The organism is Streptomyces sp. RLB3-17, assembly GCF_007113425.2.
In the GTDB taxonomy this organism is placed as follows: Bacteria; Actinomycetota; Actinomycetes; order Streptomycetales; family Streptomycetaceae; genus Streptomyces; species Streptomyces mirabilis_D.
Genome location: NZ_CP041610.2, coordinates 4,923,881 through 4,943,401 on the forward strand (window position 1 = coordinate 4,923,881; position 19,521 = coordinate 4,943,401).

15 protein-coding genes, 1 tRNA gene and 1 riboswitch are annotated in these 19,521 nt (G+C 69.7%); of the genes, 3 read left to right on the forward strand and 13 right to left on the reverse strand.

Annotated features, from left to right (window positions below):
- Positions 1–245: 245 nt before the first annotated feature.
- Positions 246–328 (reverse strand) — tRNA-Leu (locus FNV62_RS22375).
- Positions 329–741: 413 nt separating this feature from the next.
- Here FNV62_RS22375 and FNV62_RS22380 point away from each other — a divergent pair.
- Entirely contained in the window at positions 742–1,512 is a 771-nt protein-coding gene (locus FNV62_RS22380) for an ABC transporter ATP-binding protein (protein WP_054237271.1), read from the forward strand.
- 145 nt (positions 1,513–1,657) lie between these two features.
- On the forward strand, positions 1,658–4,186 hold the full coding sequence (locus tag FNV62_RS22385) for an ABC transporter permease (protein WP_143614628.1): 2,529 nt from the start codon (positions 1,658–1,660) through the stop codon (positions 4,184–4,186).
- 72 nt (positions 4,187–4,258) lie between these two features.
- Here FNV62_RS22385 and FNV62_RS22390 read toward each other — a convergent pair whose 3' ends face one another.
- The 9 genes from FNV62_RS22390 to FNV62_RS22430 form a co-directional block, all read right to left on the reverse strand.
- Positions 4,259–5,560 carry an SAM-dependent methyltransferase gene (locus FNV62_RS22390; protein WP_054237283.1) on the reverse strand — a complete coding sequence of 434 codons (1,302 nt, stop codon included), beginning with the start codon at positions 5,558–5,560 and terminating at the stop codon, positions 4,259–4,261.
- 293 nt (positions 5,561–5,853) lie between these two features.
- Positions 5,854–7,257 (reverse strand): NAD(P)/FAD-dependent oxidoreductase, encoded by a 1,404-nt coding sequence (locus FNV62_RS22395; protein ID WP_060897732.1) that lies wholly within the window; start codon positions 7,255–7,257, stop codon positions 5,854–5,856.
- A 489-nt stretch (positions 7,258–7,746) separates the two neighbouring features.
- Entirely contained in the window at positions 7,747–8,688 is a 942-nt protein-coding gene (locus FNV62_RS22400; RefSeq protein WP_054237268.1) for a Ppx/GppA phosphatase family protein, read from the reverse strand.
- A gap of 250 nt (positions 8,689–8,938) precedes the next feature.
- On the reverse strand, positions 8,939–9,475 hold the full coding sequence (locus tag FNV62_RS22405; protein WP_054237267.1) for a DUF501 domain-containing protein: 537 nt from the start codon (positions 9,473–9,475) through the stop codon (positions 8,939–8,941).
- A gap of 75 nt (positions 9,476–9,550) precedes the next feature.
- Positions 9,551–10,027 carry an FtsB family cell division protein gene (locus FNV62_RS22410; protein ID WP_144315569.1) on the reverse strand — a complete coding sequence of 159 codons (477 nt, stop codon included), beginning with the start codon at positions 10,025–10,027 and terminating at the stop codon, positions 9,551–9,553.
- 101 nt (positions 10,028–10,128) lie between these two features.
- The gene (gene eno / locus FNV62_RS22415; RefSeq protein WP_060897729.1) at positions 10,129–11,415 is read right to left on the reverse strand and encodes a phosphopyruvate hydratase; all 1,287 of its coding nucleotides are present in this window, start codon (positions 11,413–11,415) and stop codon (positions 10,129–10,131) included.
- Between the two features lie 351 nt (positions 11,416–11,766).
- The gene (locus FNV62_RS22420; protein ID WP_143608292.1) at positions 11,767–12,477 is read right to left on the reverse strand and encodes a transglycosylase family protein; all 711 of its coding nucleotides are present in this window, start codon (positions 12,475–12,477) and stop codon (positions 11,767–11,769) included.
- A 4-nt stretch (positions 12,478–12,481) separates the two neighbouring features.
- Positions 12,482–12,690: riboswitch (cyclic di-AMP (ydaO/yuaA leader) on the reverse strand.
- A 138-nt stretch (positions 12,691–12,828) separates the two neighbouring features.
- Positions 12,829–13,827 carry a transglycosylase family protein gene (locus FNV62_RS22425; protein WP_144315570.1) on the reverse strand — a complete coding sequence of 333 codons (999 nt, stop codon included), beginning with the start codon at positions 13,825–13,827 and terminating at the stop codon, positions 12,829–12,831.
- A gap of 171 nt (positions 13,828–13,998) precedes the next feature.
- Positions 13,999–15,282, reverse strand: a complete 1,284-nt coding sequence (locus FNV62_RS22430; protein WP_097285018.1) for a cytochrome P450 family protein — start codon at positions 15,280–15,282, stop codon at positions 13,999–14,001.
- Between the two features lie 214 nt (positions 15,283–15,496).
- Here FNV62_RS22430 and FNV62_RS22435 point away from each other — a divergent pair, with 214 nt between their 5' ends.
- Positions 15,497–16,708: a globin domain-containing protein gene (locus FNV62_RS22435; RefSeq protein WP_144315571.1), complete on the forward strand. Its 1,212-nt coding sequence runs from the start codon at positions 15,497–15,499 to the stop codon at positions 16,706–16,708.
- 63 nt (positions 16,709–16,771) lie between these two features.
- On the opposite strand, the gene FNV62_RS22440 is transcribed toward FNV62_RS22435, so the two are convergent.
- From FNV62_RS22440 to FNV62_RS22450, 3 genes are all read right to left on the reverse strand, one after another.
- The gene (locus FNV62_RS22440; protein WP_144315572.1) at positions 16,772–17,758 is read right to left on the reverse strand and encodes a nucleoside triphosphate pyrophosphohydrolase; all 987 of its coding nucleotides are present in this window, start codon (positions 17,756–17,758) and stop codon (positions 16,772–16,774) included.
- A 171-nt stretch (positions 17,759–17,929) separates the two neighbouring features.
- Positions 17,930–18,589: a SurA N-terminal domain-containing protein gene (locus FNV62_RS22445; RefSeq protein WP_097285021.1), complete on the reverse strand. Its 660-nt coding sequence runs from the start codon at positions 18,587–18,589 to the stop codon at positions 17,930–17,932.
- A gap of 282 nt (positions 18,590–18,871) precedes the next feature.
- On the reverse strand, positions 18,872–19,513 hold the full coding sequence (locus FNV62_RS22450) for a hypothetical protein (protein ID WP_054232993.1): 642 nt from the start codon (positions 19,511–19,513) through the stop codon (positions 18,872–18,874).
- Positions 19,514–19,521 lie beyond the last annotated feature (8 nt).

Sequence of the window (19,521 nt, forward strand, 5' to 3'; positions counted from 1 at the left end):
ACGTGGAACCGTCGGCACTGCTCGAAGTCGCCGTTGGCGACGGCGCGCGGCAGCGGGAGCGCCTCGCCGCCGGGGGCTCCATTTCGCCGCGACCCGGTCGCGGTCGACGCGATTCCAGGAACCCGCGAGACGGCAGCCGTCGAGGTGAAGGACGAACACGATGCGTTCCCGCGGTGTTCCCGCGACACGAAAGAGGTATGGGGCCTTCTGCCGTTTTGTCAGGTCAGGTGTCATATGAGAGGAGGTGCCCGGAACCGGACTTGAACCGGTACGCCCGCGAGGGGCAGCGAGGTTTAAGCTCGCCGTGTCTGCATTCCACCATCCGGGCAGGCCATGGGCTCCGCATTGAGGATCCGAGCCTATCGGGGCGCATCCCTCGAACAGTGGGCGAGCGAACCGATGTTGTCTTATTTTATTGACGTCTGAGGGTGCATCAGCCCCCGGTACGGGCCATCCGCACTTGCCAATAGCCTTTCGGGCGGCACAGACCCGCGTATACGGAATGACGGAATTTCACCGTCCGAACGGACGCACCCGCACGAGTCGTACCCGGACGGCGCTCGGGAAGCACTCAGGGAGCACTCAGGGCGCGCCCTCATCCCCAGGTATGACAAGACCGTCCGCGGTCCGACCCGAGGCTGCCCCCGGAACCGGAACAGCGGCTGACTCCAGGGCGCCGAACGGCCGCGAGGATGGGACACGTCCCCAGAAACGCCGTCGTCCCGACAGGAGCACCCTCCCGTGACCAGCACGCCCCTCGCCGACCGGGCCACCACCGTGGCCGCCCGCGCCACGGAACTGTCGAAGGTCTACGGACAGGGCGAGACCCAGGTGGTCGCCCTCGACCGGGTCTCCGTCGACTTCCGGCAGGCCGAGTTCACCGCGATCATGGGTCCCTCGGGGTCCGGCAAGTCCACGCTGATGCACTGCGTGGCGGGCCTCGACACCTTCTCCTCCGGCTCCGTGCGCATCGGGGAGACCGAACTCGGCTCCCTCAAGGACAAGCAGCTCACCAAGCTCCGCCGAGACAAGATCGGCTTCATCTTCCAGGCGTTCAACCTGCTGCCGACGCTGACGGCCCTGGAGAACATCACCCTCCCGATGGACATCGCGGGCCGCAAGCCCGACCGCGAGTGGCTGGACAAGGTCATCACGATGATCGGTCTCTCCGACCGCCTCAGCCACCGGCCCTCCCAGCTCTCCGGCGGCCAGCAGCAGCGCGTCGCCGTCGCCCGCGCGCTCGCCTCCCGGCCCGACATCATCTTCGGCGACGAGCCGACCGGAAACCTCGACTCGCGCTCGGGTGCCGAGGTGCTGGGCTTCCTGCGCAACTCGGTACGGGAATTGGGGCAGACCGTGGTGATGGTGACCCACGACCCGGTGGCGGCGGCGTACGCGGACCGGGTGGTCTTCCTCGCGGACGGACGGATCGTGGACGAGGTGTACGGACCGACGGCGGACTCCGTCCTGGACCGCATGAAGCAGTTCGACGCCAAGGGCCGCACCAGCTGACCGAGAAAGACGCGCGCCGGCGCTCTCGAGGGGCGCGGGGAACTGCGCGCCCAGCCCCCACCGGCCCGCGTCCGACGGACTCACCGCAGACACAGCCACACCCTCCGCCTGCCGACCGCCTCACCCTCCTGGACTGAGAAACCCCATGTTCCGAACCGCCTTGCGCAACGTGCTCGCGCACAAGGCCAGGCTCCTGATGACCGTGCTCGCCGTAATGCTCGGCGTGGCGTTCGTATCGGGCACCCTGGTCTTCACCAACACCATCTCCGACGCCTACCAGAAGAGCTCCGCCAAGGGCTTCGACCAGGTCGACGTCGCCATCCAGCCCAAGGCCCAGGACGACAAGGGCGACAAGGTCGGCAAGGAGCAGAAGCTCACGCAGGCACTGCTCGAGAAGGCCTCCAAGGTCCCCGGCGCCGGCTCCACCATGGGCGTCGTGACCGGCTTCACCGCGATAGCCGACAAGGACGGCAAACTCGTCGGCAGCGGCTTCCAGTCGCAGGGCGGCAACTACTGGGGCACCAAGGACGCCCGCTACCCGCTGACCAGCGGCCACGCGCCCAAGGGCAAGAACGAGGTCGCGATCGACTCGGAGACCGCGAGGCGCGCGGGCTACAAGGTCGGCGACACCGTACGGCTGTCCGTCGACGGCCCCGTCCTCGCCCCCACCGTCGCCGGCGTGTTCACCACCGACGACGGCAACGTCGCGGCCGGCGGCAGCCTCGCCCTCTTCGACACGGCGACCGCGCAGCAGCTCTTCCACCGCGTCGGCGAGTACGACGAGATCGACGTGAAGGCCGCGTCCGGCACCAGCCAGACCGCCCTGCGCGCCGCCCTCGACCAGGTCATCCCGAAGGGCGTCGCCTCCACCACCACCGGCAAGCAGCTCGCCGACGACCAAGCGAGCTCGATCGCCTCCGCGATGAGCGGCATGAAGACGGGCCTGCTGGTCTTCGCGGGCATCGCGCTGTTCGTCGGTACGTTCATCATCGCCAACACCTTCACCATGCTGGTCGCCCAGCGCACCAAGGAACTCGCCCTGCTGCGCGCCGTCGGCGCCTCCCGCCGCCAGGTCACCCGCTCCGTGCTCGTCGAGGCCTTCGTCGTCGGCGCGGTCGCCGCGGTGGCGGGTCTGCTCGCGGGCATCGGCATCGGCGCGGGCATGCGCTCGCTGATGGGCTCGCTCGGCGCCACCGTCCCGGACGGCCCGCTGGTGATCTCGCCGGGCACGATCGCCACGGCCCTGCTCGTCGGCATCCTCATCACCATGCTGGCCGCCTGGCTGCCCGGCCGTCGCGCCGCGAAGATCCCGCCGGTCGCCGCGATGAGCAGCGTGCACGCGCAGGCGACGACGAAGTCCCTGGTCGTACGGAACACGATCGGCGCCCTGTTCGCCGCGGCCGGCGTCGCCGTCGTCCTGTACGCGACGACCATGAACGGCTCGGACGGCCAGGCCCCGATGGGTCTCGGCGCGGTCCTCCTCATCATCGGCGTCTTCGTGCTGACCCCGCTGCTCTCCCGCCCCCTGATCGCGGCCGCGGCCCCGGTGCTCCGTGTCTTCGGGGTCTCCGGCAAGCTGGCCCGCCAGAACTCGGTGCGCAACCCGCGCCGCACGGCCGCCACCGCCTCCGCCCTGATGATCGGGCTCACCCTGATCACCGGTATGACGGTGATGGCGGGCAGCCTGCAGAAGTCGATCGACAAGATGGCCAGCTCCGCGATCAAGGCGGACTACGTCGTGTCGATGGCGAACCGCGTCCCCCTCTCCCCGGAGGTCGCGAAGACCCTCGCCGGCCTCGACGGTGTCACCGACACCAGCCCCCTGCGCACCTCCCCCTCGCGCATCGACGGCACGTCCGAGATGCTGGCGGGCGTCAACGGCGAGTCCATCGCCAAGCTCACCGACCTCACGCTCGACGAGGGCGCCTTCAAGGTCGGCGGCACCCAGGTGGTCGTGGACGACGACACCGCCAAGTCGCACGGATGGAAGGCCGGTTCGGACCTCACGGTCTCCTACGAGGACGGCAAGAAGCAGCGCCTCACCGTCGCCGGGATCTACCACGGCAACATGATGATCAACGGCATCATGGTCGACAACGCGACGCTCTCCCCGCACCTGACGGACGTCGCCGACATGCAGGTCATGCTGAAGACGGCCGACGGCACGTCCGACGCGACCAAGAACAAGCTGGAGAAGGCCCTCGGCAACAACCCTGCCGTCCAGGTCCAGGACAAGAAGGACATCTCCAACAACATCGCGCAGATGTTCACCCTGCTCCTGAACATGCTCTACGGCCTGCTCGCCATGGCGGTCATCGTCGCCGTGCTCGGTGTCATCAACACCCTCGCCATGTCGGTCTTCGAGCGCTCCCAGGAGATCGGGATGCTCCGCGCGATCGGCCTCGACCGCAAGGGCATCAAGCGGATGGTCCGCCTGGAGTCCCTGGTCATCTCGCTCTTCGGCGGCGTGCTCGGCATCGGCCTGGGCGTGTTCTTCGGCTGGGCGGCCGGCGAGCTCGTCGGCAGCAAGATGTCGACGTACGAACTGGTCCTGCCCTGGGACCGGATGGCTCTCTTCCTGCTCCTCGCGGGGACGGTCGGCGTGCTGGCCGCGCTGTGGCCGGCCCGCCGGGCGTCCCGCCTGAACATGCTGTCGGCGATCAAGTCGGAGTAGCGGAGAAGCGGTGACGAACATCGGGGCCCCGTTCCGGATCGGAACGGGGCCCCGGTCGTCGGCGGACCACTGTCAGTGGGCCGGGTTCCAGGTTCTGGCCCGCAGGGGCATTCCGGAGGCGCCGGAGGGCTCGGGGGTCCTGATCGCCAGTACCTGGTTGACGCCGATGCGGTTGCGCTCGAAGGCGACCGCGGAGGCCGCCATGTAGAGACGCCAGACGCGGGCGCGGCCCGGACCGGTGAGCGCCACGGCCCGCGCCCACTGCGCCTCCAGGTTGGTGACCCAGCGGCGGAGCGTGAGGGCGTAGTGCTCGCGGATCGACTCGACGTCGCGGACCTCGAACCCGGCGCGTTCCAACTGGGTGACGGTCGTGCCGATGGGCGCGAGCTCGCCGTCCGGGAAGACGTAGGCGTCGATGAACTCGTCGACGTCGTAGGCCGACTCGTCGCGCCGGGGCGGCCGTGCGATCTGGTGGTTGAGCAACCGTCCGCCCGGCTTGAGGAGGCTGTACAGCACCTCGGCGTACTCCAGGTAGCGCTCGGCGCCCACGTGTTCGGCCATGCCGATGGAGGAGATCGCGTCGTACGGCCCGTCGGCGACGTCCCGGTAGTCCTGCACCCGGATCTCCACCCGGTCGGTCAGCCCCTCGTCCGCGACCCGCTTACGGGCGTACGCGGCCTGTTCGTGCGAGAGCGTGACCCCGACGACGCTCACGCCGTGCTCGCGGGCGGCGTGGATCGCCATCGAGCCCCAGCCGCAGCCGACGTCGAGGAGCCGCTGACCCGGCCTCAGATCGAGCTTCTGCGCGATGAGTTCCAGCTTGTCGCGCTGGGCGTCCTCAAGGGTGCCGCCGTCCTCCCAGTAGGCGCACGAGTAGACCATCGAGGGCCCGAGGACGATCTCGTAGAAGTCGTTGCCCACGTCGTAGTGGTGGCTGATGGCGCGCTGGTCGCTGCGCTTGGTGTGGAGGTGGCGGCGGCGCCTGCGCATCTCCTCCTGGGGCGGGCTGGGCGGCAACGGGAGGCCGCCCATCTTCACCAGTCCGCGGACGGCGGCCCGTACCTCCGGATCGCGCAGGGCCTCCGCGACGCCCCGCGCGTCCTCGCCCCGGTCCCAGACGAGCCCCGACAGCAGGTCGAGCGCGGTGTAGAGGTCGCCCTCCACCCCCAGGTCCCCGGCGACCCAGGCCCGGGCGAGCCCCACCTCACCCGGTTTCCACAGCAGCCGGCGCAGGGCGCGCCGGTTGCGGACGACAACGGCGGGGGCGCCGGGAGGGCCCGCTTCCGAGCCGTCCCAGGCGCGGATGCGGATCGGGAGCGGGGCCCCCACCAACTGTTCGACAAGGCTCTTCAGCCGCAGCGCGGCGTCCTGCATGGCGTACACCTCCGAGACAACACTCCCGAACGCTCCAACACCACGTAAACACCAACCGGCCTCGCGCGCAGTCCCCCTTCCGCGTTACAGCTGGGCAAAATACCTGTACCCACCACGTTCTTTCGTGGCGGCGGGAGGGGCGCGCGCTCCCGAACGCCGGACTCCGCCAGGCTTTCAGGGGTGCGGGGCACTGCGCGACCAGCCCGCACCGGCCCACGGCCGAACAATGCCAAAGGGACCCCCCGCACCACGGATGGCGGAAGGTCCCTCAGGGACGAGCAGGTGACCGGAGGTCAGGAGGCCTTGGCCTTCTCCTCGGTCTTGGCGGCGGCGGCCGGAGCCGCGGCGGCAGCCGGAGCCGGAGCCGGCTTCGCAGCCTCGTAGAACTCCTCACGCGGAGTCTCCATCGCACCGAGCGAGACGACCTCACGCTTGAGGAACATCGCGAGCGTCCAGTCGGCGAAGACGCGGATCTTACGGTTCCACGTCGGCATCGCCAGCCCGTGGTAGCCGCGGTGCATGTACCACGCCAGACGACCCTTGAGCTTGATCTTCATCTTGCCCATGACGATCATCGCGACGCCCTTGTGCAGGCCGAGACCCGCGACAGCGCCCTTGTTGGAGTGCGAGTACTCCTTCTGCGGGAAGCCCCGCATGCCGGAGACCACGTTGTCGCCGAGGACCTTCGCCTGACGGAGCGCGTGCTGCGCGTTCGGCGGGCACCAGGCGTTCTCGACCCCGGCCTTGCGCGCGGCGACGTCCGGCACCTGGGCGTTGTCGCCGGCGGCCCAGATGTAGTCCGTGCCCTGCACCTGGAGGGTGGTCTGGGTGTCCACGTGACCGCGCGGGCCGAGCGGCAGACCGAAGCGGGAGAGGACGGGGTTCGGCTTGACGCCGGCCGTCCACACGATGGTGTTGGAGTCGACCTCGAGGCCGTTCTTCAGCACGACGTGGCCGTCGACGCAGGAGTCCATGGAGGTGGAGAGGTAGATCTCCACACCACGGCCCTCCAGGTGCTCCTTGCCGTACTGGCCGAGCTTGGGGCCGACCTCGGGGAGGATCTTGTCCGCGGCGTCGACGAGGATGAAGCGCATGTCCTCGCGGGACACGTTGGTGTAGTACTTCGACGCGTCGCGGGCCATGTCCTCGACCTCGCCGATGGTCTCCGCACCCGCGAAGCCACCCCCCACGAAGACGAAGGTGAGCGCCTTGCGGCGGATGTCCTCGTCCGTGGTCGAGTCAGCCTTGTCGAGCTGCTCGAGGACGTGGTTGCGCAGGCCGATGGACTCCTCGATGCCCTTCATACCGATGCCCTGTTCGGCGAGGCCGGGGATCGGGAAGGTGCGGGAGACCGCGCCCATCGCGATGACGAGGTAGTCGAAAGGCAGCTCGTACGCCTCGCCCACGAGGGGGGCGATCGTGGCGACCTTGCGGTCCTGGTCGATGGTGGTGACCCGGCCGGTGAGGACCTCCGCCTTGGGCAGGACGCGTCGCAACGGGACGACGACGTGCCGAGGGGAGATGCTGCCGGCGGCGGCTTCGGGGAGGAAGGGCTGGTAGGTCATGTACGACCGGGGGTCGACGACCGTGACGGTCGCCTCGCCGTAGCGCATCTTCTTGAGAATGCGCCGAGCTGCGTACAGGCCTACGTACCCACCGCCTACTACGAGGATCCTGGGACGCTCCGTGGTGCTCATGCCATCGAGTATCCACCCGCCCCTGGAGGGTCGCTCGTGCGCCCCTTCACAAGCTTGGGTGGGCCCTCTGCTACACTGCGCCGCTCACGTGACCCAGGTCATGGCGGCGAGAGGGAACCACCGTGTAGTGGCGACCGTTGTCAACACCGCGTGAGCTGCCGCTCCGGGTGTCCGAACCGGTCGAACCACCCCTCCGCTTCACCCGCCGGAAACACTCCTGGAACACTCCGTCGAGCGCCCTCCCGAGCCTGGCGAGCCCCCTAAGAGCACTCAAGGGGGCCCATCGTCCCCCTACTGGGCCGAATTCCTTGTGAAGAACTTCACGAAGTTTTCCGGCGGCGTGTCGCCGAGAGGGTCCGAATGGCCCCCTGGGCGCGCTCATACGTTATCCGACCTGCTCAAGGGAGGCTACCAGTGGGTAGTAAAGGCTCCCTCGCTGCGGAAGCCGCTCTCGGAAACGGCAGCCCGCGGCCCCCTGCGGTCAGCCCCTCACGCGATGGACCACGCGATCCCGTCCAGGATGTCGTGTTCGCTCACCACGACCTCCGCCGCACCGATCCGCTCCATGATCGCGAGCAGGACGAGGGCGCCGGCGGCGATGACGTCGACGCGCCCCGGGTGCATGGAAGGGATCGCGGCGCGCTCGGCGTGGGTGGAGGCCAGCAGCCGCTCGGTGATCTCGCGGACCTTCTCGTACGGGAAGCGGGAGTGGTGGATGGCGGCCGAATCGTAGGCGGGGAGGTCCAGCGCGATGGCCGCGACCGTGGTGACCGAACCCGCGAGGCCGACGAGCGTGTGGGCCTCGCGCAACGGGACCGTCCGCTCGGCGAGGTCGAGTGCCGCCTCGATGTCGGCGCGGATGGCCTCGATCTCGGCGGGGGTCGGCGGGTCGCTGACGACCCCGTCGTGCACGAGGTGCCGCTCGGTCATCCGTACGCAGCCGATGTCCACGGAGCGGGCGGCGCGCACGTGGTCGTCACCGACGACCAGTTCGGTGGACCCGCCGCCGATGTCCACGACCAGGTAGGGCTTGGCGAGGTCGTCCCGGCCCGTCAGTTCCTTGGTCGCGCCGATGAAGGAGAACTCGGCCTCCTCGTCGCCGGTGATGACCTCGGGCTCGACGCCCAGGATGTCCAGCACGCCGCGTACGAACTCGTCCCGGTTCTCCGCGTCGCGGGAGGCGGAGGTCGCCACGAAGCGCAGTCGCTCCGCGCCGTGCCGCTTGATGATCGCCGCGTACTCGCGGCAGGCCTCGAAGGTGCGCTCCAGGGCCTCGGGGGCGAGGCGTCCGGTGCGGTCGACGCCCTGGCCGAGCCGGACGATCGTCATCCGGCGGTCCAGATCGACGAGTTCCCCCGTCACCGGGTTCGCGTCGGCGACGAGGAGGCGGATCGAATTCGTACCGCAGTCGATGGCGGCGACCCTGGTCATCGGTTGTTGTCTCCTGCTCGTGAATACGTTTCGACGACGCGCGACCGGGCCCGGGACCCCGGGGCGAAGCCCGGGCCCTTCAGGGGCGCGGGGAACTGCGCGCCCAGCCCCCACCGGCCCGCGGACACAGCACTCGGCGCAGGCGGGATACCGGGGCGAAGCCCCGCCTTGGGGGGCGCGGGGAACTGCGCGCCCAGCCCCCACCCACCCGCAGACAGGACACGCACCGGGAGGAGGGGGCGCAGCCCTCTCACTCCCCCTCGGACGGCGGCTCCGCCGCCACCACGCACGCACCCTTGCGCCACCACTCCGGCAGCATCGCGATCGCCTCGTCGCCCAGCGGATTCACCCCGGGCCCCGCGGCCAGCGAGTGCGCCACCAGCACATGCAGACACTTCACCCGGTCCGGCATCCCACCGGCGCTCGGAAAGCCCGCCAGCACCTCGATGGCGTCGCGCCGCGCGATGTAGTCCTCGTGGGCGGCCCGGTACGCGGCGGCCAGCTCGGGATCGGTCGCCAGCCGGTCCGTCATCTCCTTCATGACGCCGTTCGCCTCCAGCGTGCCGATCGCGGAGGCCGCGCGCGGGCACGTGAGGTAGTACGTCGTCGGGAACGGCGTACCGTCCGGCAGCCGGGGCGCCGTCTCCACCACGTCCGGCTGACCGCAGGGGCAGCGGTGCGCGATCGCCCGCAGCCCGCGCGGCGGCCGGCCGAGCTGTTGCTTGAAGGCCTCGACGTCCGCGTCGGTCGGCTCGGTGCGCGGGGTGGGCGGCGGGGGCGTTTCCATGCCTGTGCTCAAGTCTCTTTCTTCTTCAATTCACCGGTCGTCAGGTCACCGGTCGTCAGGTCACCGGCCATCAGGTCACCGGTCGGAGTGGTCCGACTTGTCGACGCCGTCCCAGACGTTGGCGTACCAGGGGCGGGTTGCCACCCCCAGATCCGTACGCGACTGCTTCGCCACGTCCGGGTCGATCACGACGTATCCGGTCTCGCCCGGCATCACATAGTGCAGCCGTTCCCGGATCTGCTGCTTCGCGTACGCGTCGTCCTGCCAGCGCGCCTTGAGGTCGCGGAGCTGTTCGACCCGGGCGCGGGCCTGCTGCTGCTTTCGCTCCAGATCGGCGATCGCGGCGCGCTGGGACACGTACTGCCTTATCGGGTACGCGAGGGCCACGATCAGAGAACAGAGTACGAGAGCCAGCAGCGCGGCGCGGCCGGTCAGGCGTGAGCGGCGGGCCTGGCGCTTGGTCTGCGAGCGGTAGACCCGGGCCGCCGTCTGCTCCCCGAGCAGCTTCAGCCTGGTCGCGGTGGAGAACCGGTCCCGGTCCTTCACGGCCATGTCCCGCCTCCCGTTCACACGCGCGTACGTCCCCGGACACGGTACGGGACCGGGTACGGGGACGTACGTACGACTGGCTAAGGCTTGACCCTCTGCGGGTGTCAGCCCTTGAAGCGCGGGAACGCGCTGCGGCCCGCGTACACCGCGGCGTCGTCGAGGATCTCCTCGATGCGCAGCAGCTGGTTGTACTTGGCGACGCGGTCCGAGCGGGCCGGGGCGCCGGTCTTGATCTGGCCGCAGTTCACCGCGACGGCGAGGTCGGCGATGGTGACGTCCTCGGTCTCGCCGGAGCGGTGGGACATCATGCACTTGAAGCCGTTGCGCTGGGCCATCTCGACGGCGTCCAGGGTCTCGGTCAGCGAGCCGATCTGGTTGACCTTGACGAGCAGGGCGTTCGCGGAGCCCTCCTCGATGCCGCGGGCCAGGCGCTCCGGGTTGGTGACGAAGAGGTCGTCGCCGACGATCTGGACCTTGTCGCCCAGCTTCTCGGTGATGACGTTCCAGCCGGCCCAGTCGTCCTCGTACAGCGGGTCCTCGATGGAGACCAGCGGGTACGCGGAGACGAGCTCCTCGTAGTACTCGGTCATCTCGGCGGCCGAGCGGGACTTGCCCTCGAACTCGTACTTGCCGTCCTTGTAGAACTCGGACGCGGCGACGTCGAGCGCGAGCGCGATCTGCTCACCGGGGATGTAGCCGGCCTGCTTGATGGCCTCGAGGATGAGGTCGAGCGCGGCGCGGTTCGACTCCAGGTTCGGGGCGAAGCCGCCCTCGTCGCCCAGGCCGGTGGACAGGCCCTTGGTCTTCAGCACCTTCTTGAGGGTGTGGTAGACCTCGGCACCCCAGCGCAGGGCCTCGGAGAAGGACTCCGCGCCGATCGGGGCGATCATGAACTCCTGGATGTCCACGTTGGAGTCGGCGTGCGAGCCGCCGTTCAGGATGTTCATCATCGGAACGGGCAGCAGGTGCGCGTTCGGGCCGCCCAGGTAGCGGAAGAGGGGGAGGTCGGACGCCTCGGAGGCGGCGTGCGCGACAGCGAGCGAGACGCCGAGGATGGCGTTGGCGCCGAGCGAGCCCTTGTTGTCGGTGGCGTCCAGGTCGAACATCGCCTGGTCGATCAGGCGCTGCTCGGTGGCGTCGTAACCGACGAGCTCCGGGCCGATCTGCTCGATGACGGCGAGGACGGCCTTCTCGACACCCTTGCCGCCGTAACGGTTGGGGTCACCGTCACGCAGCTCGATGGCCTCGAAGGCGCCCGTGGAGGCGCCGGACGGAACGGCGGCACGACCGGTGCTGCCGTCGTCGAGGCCGACCTCGACCTCGACCGTGGGGTTGCCTCGGGAGTCCAGGATTTCCCGGGCTACGACGACGTCGATGGACGGCACGAGCATCTCCTTCTGGGATGTGACGCGGGTACGCGGAGCCTGTGATGGCTTCGCGACATGAGCCTAACCGCCCCGGGGGGATCGGCCAGCCGGTCGCCCACCCCTTGGGCAGAACTGAACGTACACATTGTTCCAGAACGGAACAAAAACGGGTACGGAAATCTGGGTACGAAGCGCTCGGTACGAAACGCTCGGCACGAACTGCCGGATACGAAAAACCCCGCTCCGGTGCGTACGGGGGAACACGCACCGGAGCGGGGAGCCCGTGGGGACGGGGGTGACCCTCACCGGGGCCTCCAGTGTGGAGACCCCTTTTATGAGAGACCTGTCATTCAGCTGGGGTGAAGCTGCCGATCATCAGCTGAGGTGCAGCCGCTGACCCGGGTAGATGACGTCGGCGTCGTCGACGATGTCCTTGTTCAGCTTGAACAGCTGCTGCCAGCCGCCCTTGACCTTCTTCTTCTCGGCGATCGAGCTGAGGCTGTCGCCCTTGACGACCTTGTACTCGCCGTCGCCCTTCTTGACCTTCTTGCCGGTCGGGGTGGAGACGGTCTTCTCGGCGGCCGGGCGGGACGCCGAACGGGAGGCCGCGGTGTCCGTCGAGCGGGTGGTGGCGCTGGTGCTCGGCGAGCTGTTCGACGAGGAGCCGTTCGAGGAGGACGAGGTCGACGGGGCGCTCGCACCGCCGGTGTACGCGGCGCTCGACAGGCCCGTGCCACAGGTCGGCCAGGCGCCCTTGCCCTGCGCGGCGAGGACCTTCTCGCCGACGGTGATCTGCTGGGACTTGGAGGCCTGGTTGGCGGTCGCGGCGTACGCGGTGCCGCCGTACGCGGCCCAGGTGGAGGCCGAGAACTGCAGACCGCCGTAGTAGCCGTTGCCGGTGTTGATGGACCAGTTCCCGCCGGACTCGCACTGGGCGACGGCGTCCCACTCGGAAGTGGTGGCGGCGGAGGCGTTGCCGGCCGCCATCAGCGGAGCGGCGATGGCGACACCGGTGACACCGGCGAGCGTGGCGACACGAGTGGCCTTGGACGGACGGCGGTGCTTGCCCTTGCTGGAAAACAGCATGGAGAGATCCCCTCACCGACGCCTGCGAGGTGAGCTGTCGGGTTCGGGCGGGTGAGTGCCCGGCCGTGCGCGCTGAGCGCTCGGCTTCACCCCAAGCCGCTCCCGGTCAACTACCGGGCGCGGCGCCTACCTTGGTTCCCCCGCTCCTGCCTACGGCGCTGACGCGTCGACTGTTCCCGTACGGCCGTTGGCAGGATTCGGCGTTGACGACCGTCGGGGCCCGCTGTGGCGAGCGGTGACGACCGTAAGCAGTCGATCGGCTGAATTCCAAAGACGATCAGGGCCTTTGAGATCCATCTCTCACTCGCGCCAAACCGGACATTACACGGCGAACCATGACGCGAACTGCCCCTACTTTTCGCCCGATTCAGTACCAACTGCAAGGCTCTGACCGGGAAGGATGAGGTTCGGGTCGACGCCGACCGTCTTCTTGTTCGCGTCGTACAGCTCGGCCCATCCGCCTTGGAGGTCAAGGGCGTCCGCGATGGTCCAGAGATTGTCTCCGGCGCGCACGACGTAGGAGCCGTCGACGACATCGCGGGAGACGCCCGCGCCGCGCGAGGCGTGCCGCCCGGAGGAGTCGTCGCCACGGCCGTCCACGGCGCTGTCGGTGGTGTTCTCGGCCGCGGTACCGCCGCGGTGGCGCCCCGCACCGGTCGTCGCGTTCTCGGACGTACCGGAAGAGTCGCCGCCCTGGCCGGAGTTGCCCGAGTTGCCGCTCTTCGTCGTTTCCGTGCCGGAGCCGCCCACCCCCTGGGCGTCGCCGCCGGTGTCGGCCTTCGTCGTGTTCCCGGCGGCGTTCCCGGTCGCCTTCGACGACGAACCGGACGAAGACGAGCCGGACGAAGACGAATCGGACTTCGAGCCGGAAGAGGTGGGCGGAGTCGAATTCGCAGACGAACCGGACGAACCGGTTGAATCCGATGTACTGGACGAGTCGTTCGCCACGCCCGTGTCGACCAGGATGTCGCCCGAGTTCTTGCTCAGCCCGGAGAGCGGTCCGCAGGTCGGCCAGGGGGTGAGGCCCTGGTCGTCGAGGAGCTTCTCGGCGATGGCTATCTGCTGCGAGCGGCTGGCCTCGTCGGCGCTCGACGCGTAGGTGAGGCCGCCGTACTTCTCCCAGTCCGCCTGGCTGATCTGGAGCCCGCCGTAATACCCGTTGCCGCTGTCGGCACTCCACTGGCCGGCGCTCTCGCACTCGGCGACCCGGTCCCACGTGGTGCCGTCGGCCGCGCTCGCGCTGGTGGCACCGAGCAACGGGATCGCGATGGCGGATCCGGTCACTCCTGCCGCGACGATGAGGGCCGGGGCCTGACGGGGGCGACGATGGCGGCCGTTCCCGGAGAGCATGCGGAAGCCTTTCACGTGACAGCAGGTGACTACGCGACGTGTGAGTCGCGTTGACGAGTGAACGTATCCGCACCCGATCACTTGTCACAAGTCGATGCAGCGTAGATCACGTGAAGATCACAGAGTTGAGTGCGTGTCAGGTTTGAACGCCCGCAGGTGTATGGTCGCCCGCTATCGCGCGGCCGGTACCGGAGGCGTGAACTCCACTGGAAGCGTGCGCAATCCACGCATAATGAGCCCGCCGCGCCAGCGCAAATCGGCCGAATCTCCCGCGAGTTGAAGGTCGGGGAGACGGGTGAGGAGGGTGGCGAGCGCGGTCTGGCCCTCCAGGCGGGCGAGCGGGGCGCCGAGGCAGTAGTGGATGCCGTGCCCGTAGCCGAGGTGTTGGTTGTCACGGCGGGAGAGGTCGAGCGTGTCCGGCCGTTCGAACCGCGCGGGGTCACGGTCCGCAGCCGCGAGGACCACGAGGACGGGGTCGCCGGGCGCGATGCCTTGACCGCCGATGCACACGGCCTCGGTCGCGAACCGCCACGTGGCCAGTTCCACGGGCCCGTCGTAACGGAGGAGTTCCTCGACGCCGGTCTCGAGGAGTCCGCGTTCGCCGGCGGCGAGGGACCGCTGCAGACGCGCGCGCTGCTCGGGGTGGGTGAGGAGGGCGTACGTGCCGTTGCCGATGAGATTGACGGTCGTCTCGAACCCGGCGAAGAGCAGGATGAAGGCCATGGCGGCGGCCTCGTTCTCCGTGAGGTGCTCGCCGTGGTCGGAGGCGCGGATGAGGCCCGAAATGAGGTCCTCACCGGGCGCGGGCGTATCCGGAAGACCTTCCCGCTTCTTGTGAATGAGCTCGAGCAGATACCCGCGCATCTTCTTGACCGACCGCGCGACCCCGCCCCGCGGTCCGCCGCCGTGCCGGATCATCATCCCCGCCCAGTCCCGGAAGTCGTCCTGGTCCTCGCGGGGTACGCCCAGCAGGTCGCAAATGGCGTAAATGGGAAGCGGGAACGCGAACTCGTGGATCAGATCCGCGGAACCCTTCGCCGCGAACTGGTCGATCAGTTGATCGGTGAGCTCCTGCACGCGCGGCGCGAACTCGGCCACCCGTCGCGGCGTGAACGCCTTCGAGACCAGCCGCCGCAGCCGGGTGTGGTCCGGCGGGTCGATGTTCAGCAGATGCGTCATCAACTCGGCCTTGCGCTCCCCCGGGATCCCCGTCTTCCCCTTCGCGTGGGCGGGTTCGTCGTGGTGCGCCGGATTCTTGCTGAGCCGCGCGTCGGCGAGCGCCTGCTTGGCGTCCGCGTACCGCGTCACCAGCCAGGCCTCCACCCCACTCGGCAGCCGCGTCCTGTGCACGGGGGCGTGCTCCCGCAGCCAGGCGTACGCGGGGTAGGGGTCGCTGGCGAACTCCCAGGTGAAGAGTTCCGGGGCGGGGCTGAACGGCGGCGGCTGATCGGTCACTCCCTGACGGTATCCGGAGGGAGGGGGGGGGCGGGCGCGGCGGAGGGAGGGGAGCGGGGTGGGGTGGGTGCGGGGGGCGCCGGGCGGTGCGGGGGTGGGGGGGCGGCATGTGTGCGTGAGGGGGGCGGTGTAGAACGTGCCCCATTCCTCCCGGGCCATCCCGAAATCGACTGCTGTTTGACTCCACGGCTCGCCTCCTCCCTAAATTCGCGCCGTGGACCCCGAAATACTCAGATCCAGCTTCGCGGTCGTCGAAAGACGGGCCGAGTTCGCGGTCAAGTACTTCTACTCGCATCTCTTCCGGCACAACCCGGACGTCCGCGGGCTCTTCCCCCTGGACTTCCCGGAGGACATGGAGCGACAGCGGGACCGGTTGTTCGCGGCGCTCACGTATGTGATGGAGAGGCTGGAGGATCCGACGCTGCCGGGGTACCTGCGGGAGCTGGGACGGGACCACCGGAAGTACCTGGCCGAGCCGGAGCACTACGCCGCCGTGGGGGCGAGCCTGATCGCCGCGTTCGCCGCCGTCGCGGGGTCGGCGTGGAGCGCGGAGGCCGAGAAGGCCTGGGCCGAGGCGTACGGGGCGATCACGAACGTCATGCTCCAGGGCGCGTGGGAGGCACAGCACGAGGGTGAACCGCCCTGGTGGGACGCCGAGGTCGTGTCCCGGACCCGGCACGGCGACGACCTCGTCGTACTGACCCTCCGCCCGCAGCACCGGCTGCGCTACTCCCCCGGCCAGTACGTCAGCGTCAGCGTCCCCCACCTGCCGGGCATCTGGCGCCCGTACTCACTCGGCAACGCGCCCCGCGCCGACCACACCGTCGACCTGCACGTCAGCCGCGTCGAGGACGGGGTGCTGTCCACCGCCCTGGTCCGGCGGACCCGGGAGGGCGATGTCCTGCGGCTCGGCGCACCGGGCGGCGCCCTGACCCTGCGGGCGCCGGTGGAACGGCCGCTGACCTTCATCGCGGCCGGCACCGGATGGGCTCCCGTCAAGGCGCTGCTCCAGCAACTCGACGCCACGCACGAGGCCCGGCTGTTCCTCGTGGCCCGCGACACCTCGTACCTCTACGACCGGTCGGCCGTGGAACGACTCCAGTCCCGGTTACCCCGCCTCGGCGTCACCTTCATCACCCCCGCGCCCGGCCGCCCCAAGGCCCAGGCCACCGAGCGACTGCTGACCGCGCTGGGCAACCGCGCCGGCTGGGCCCGCCACGACGTCTATCTCGCCGGGCCGCCCCAGCTCGTCGAGGAGATCGCCGAGGCTCTGCCCGCCCTCGGCACCCTGCCGGAACAGATCTTCCACGACCTCCTGCCACCCGCCGACCCCAGCCGCCCCCGCCCCCTGGGCCCCGCGGAATGGCTCCTGGACCGCCCCCACCCCAACTGGCACAACCCAACAAGCCGCGCCCCCCACACATAACCCTGGGGCCCTCCCCTCCCCCCTCCCCCCTTCCTCCCCCCCTCCCCCCCCGTTTCCGCTTCCTCAGCCCGTCTCCGTCGCCCGGATCGCGTCCCGGTAGGCCCGCGCCGCCGCGCGCAGGGCCGCCTCCGGGTCCACTCCCCCGGCCTCCGCGTGGGCGGCGATGGCCAGCAGCTCGTAGCCGACGCCTTCGCCTCGGGGGAGTTCGACCTCAAGTCCCGCCGTGCGCACGCGCGATGCCAGCTTCGCCGCGAGGGCCAGGCCCGGCTGGCCCAGTGGTATCCCCTCCGTCACGGACGTCCGCCGCTTCTCCTCGGCCTTGGTGCGCAGCCAGTGCTCCTTGACCTCTTCGGGGGTCGTGGCCGTCTCGTCGCCGAACACGTGCGGGTGGCGGTGGATCAGCTTGGCGACGATGCCGCCGGCCACGTCGTCGATGGAGAAGGGTGCCTCGGCGTCCTCCTCCGCGATCCTGGCGTGGAAGACGACCTGGAGCAGAACGTCGCCGAGCTCTTCCCTGAGCTCGTCCCGGTCGCCCTCCTCGATCGCCTCGACGAGCTCGTACGCCTCCTCGATCCCGTACTTCGCGAGGCCCTTGTGGGTCTGCTGGGACGACCACGGGCACTCGACGCGGATGCGGTCCATGACCTGGACGAGGTCGAGGAGGCGGGCGCCCGGCAGGTCGTACGAGGCCGGGAGCAGCTCCAGGTCGGGCATCTGTATGCGGCCGGAGCCGGCGAGGCGGGCCAGGCCGTCGGTGAGGCGCGGCTCGCCCTCCCCGGTGGCGACGACGACCACCGTGCGGCCGCCGGCGCAGGCGTCCACCAGGTCCTGGGCATCGGGGGAAGCCTCGTCGACGCTGATGCCCGCCTCACGCAGATACGGCAGCTGCGGATGCGCGCCGTCCGCGCACACCACCTGGTCGGCGGCGCGCAGCGTCTGCCAGGCGGACCAGGACAGCAGCCCGGGGGCGACGCGGTGGCTGGTGGTGAGCAGGACGATACGGCCGGGGTCGGGAACCTGGGCGGTGGCGTCGGAGCTGGTTGCGTTCACCCCACGAACGTAACCCACGTCACCGACGCCCCCAGGAGTTGTCCACAGGCCGGGAGGGGGTCGAACGGTTTATCCACAGCCTCACCCCCAGCCCAGAACCTGGCGTTGGCCCACGGCCTACTGGACTCTCACTGACCTACTGACCTACTGACCTACTGGCCCACTGACCTACTACGCCGTCTGCTGCGTCCCCGTCGACGTGACCTCCCGCAGCCACGGCGTCTTCACATCGACGCGGCTGCTCTTCTGGACGTCCCAGGCGCCGTAGCGCGGGTTCAGGTCGACGTTCAGCTTCTTGGACGCGTCGGACATGGCCTTCCAGAACGTGGCCTTGCCGTCGGTGGTGTTCATGTCGGCACCGAGCGCGGCGGCGAGCTTCTGGGCCTCGATCTCGGTACGGAGGTTGTCGTCGAGACGCTGGGGCACCACTCCGTACTGCTGCAGCCAGGCCGTCTCCAGCGCCTTCGCACCGCCCGCCTGGCCCTCCAGCGTCGCCCGCATCTGCTGGGTGTCCGCGCGGTTGACGCTCACGCCCGCGTCCTTGGCGGCCTGGTCGAGAACCTGGTCGAGGACCATGGTGTGCAGGGTGTCGCGGGTGAGGCTGCCGGTCTTGGCGATGGCCTGCTCGTACTGGGCCTCGTCCTTGACGGCGGCCCGCTGTGCCGCGCGCACCTCGTTCACCCGGCTCTCCAACTGCGCGACCGTGATCCGCCGGCCACCGACGACGGCCGCGGCGCCTGGGTGCGCCTCGCCACCGCACGCCGTGAGAAGGGGGGCCGCTGCGACGATCGCAGCGGAGAGGACGAACGCGGTGCGACGGCGGCGGTGCAAGGAAACCTCCCGAGGAGATTGTGCGACGGTGCACAAAGTCTTGCGGTGATCGATGGTAGGCAGTGGCCCGGCTCTCGGCCAGCCATTCGACCAACGATTCGCGGAGACTTCCGATACCGGCGCGGCCGCCGTGACGAGTGGGACGGCCACCGTCCGCTCGTACGACCGTTCACATCGGCCCGTACGACCGATCGCATCAACTCGTGCGACCGATCAGGTCCGGTCGCACGACCGGCCACGTGGGGGCGTACGGCCGATCGCGTCCCGGCGTACCGGCCCCGGTCAACCGCGCGCCTCGACCTCGCGCTCGACGACCCCGGCGACCTCGGCGCGCAGTCCGTCGCCGACGCGCGTCACGGTGATGTTCTTGGCGCTCGTGGAGTCGGCTCCGGCGTCCGCCACCAGCACGAAGTCGACCTTCTGGTACTGCGGGGCGGTCTGCGTGGCCGCCGTGACCTCGGGCTTTCCGGTCGCGACGACCACGTCGCAGGACCGCTGGAGCAGGCCGTTGAGGTAGGGCCGCGCGTTGGCCGCGGACTGGTCACCGGTCACCGGGACATAGCTCACGCGCGCGTGCGTCTTGAGGGACGCGTCCTGCATGCCCTGCCAGACCTCGGCCGCGGTGGTCCCGGCCGTGATCCCGTCCTTGCCGGTCAGCAGGCAGGCGTCGACGTCCTTGTAGTGGCGGGCCCGGGTGTCGGGGACCTGTCGCTTCGTGTCGGTACGGGAGAGGAAGTAGCCGGTGACGGCGACCGCGACCGCGACGATCACGGCACCCGCCACCATCGCGACCCCCCTGCCGCCCAGTACACGCGGCCACTGGAGTACCGCCCGCACCCCGGCGGCGAGCCTCGACTCCTGCGTGGCGTCGCGCGCCGCCTTCGCGCGCTGCGCCTGCGGCACCTGCCTGACCCGCTTGACCACGTGGTTCC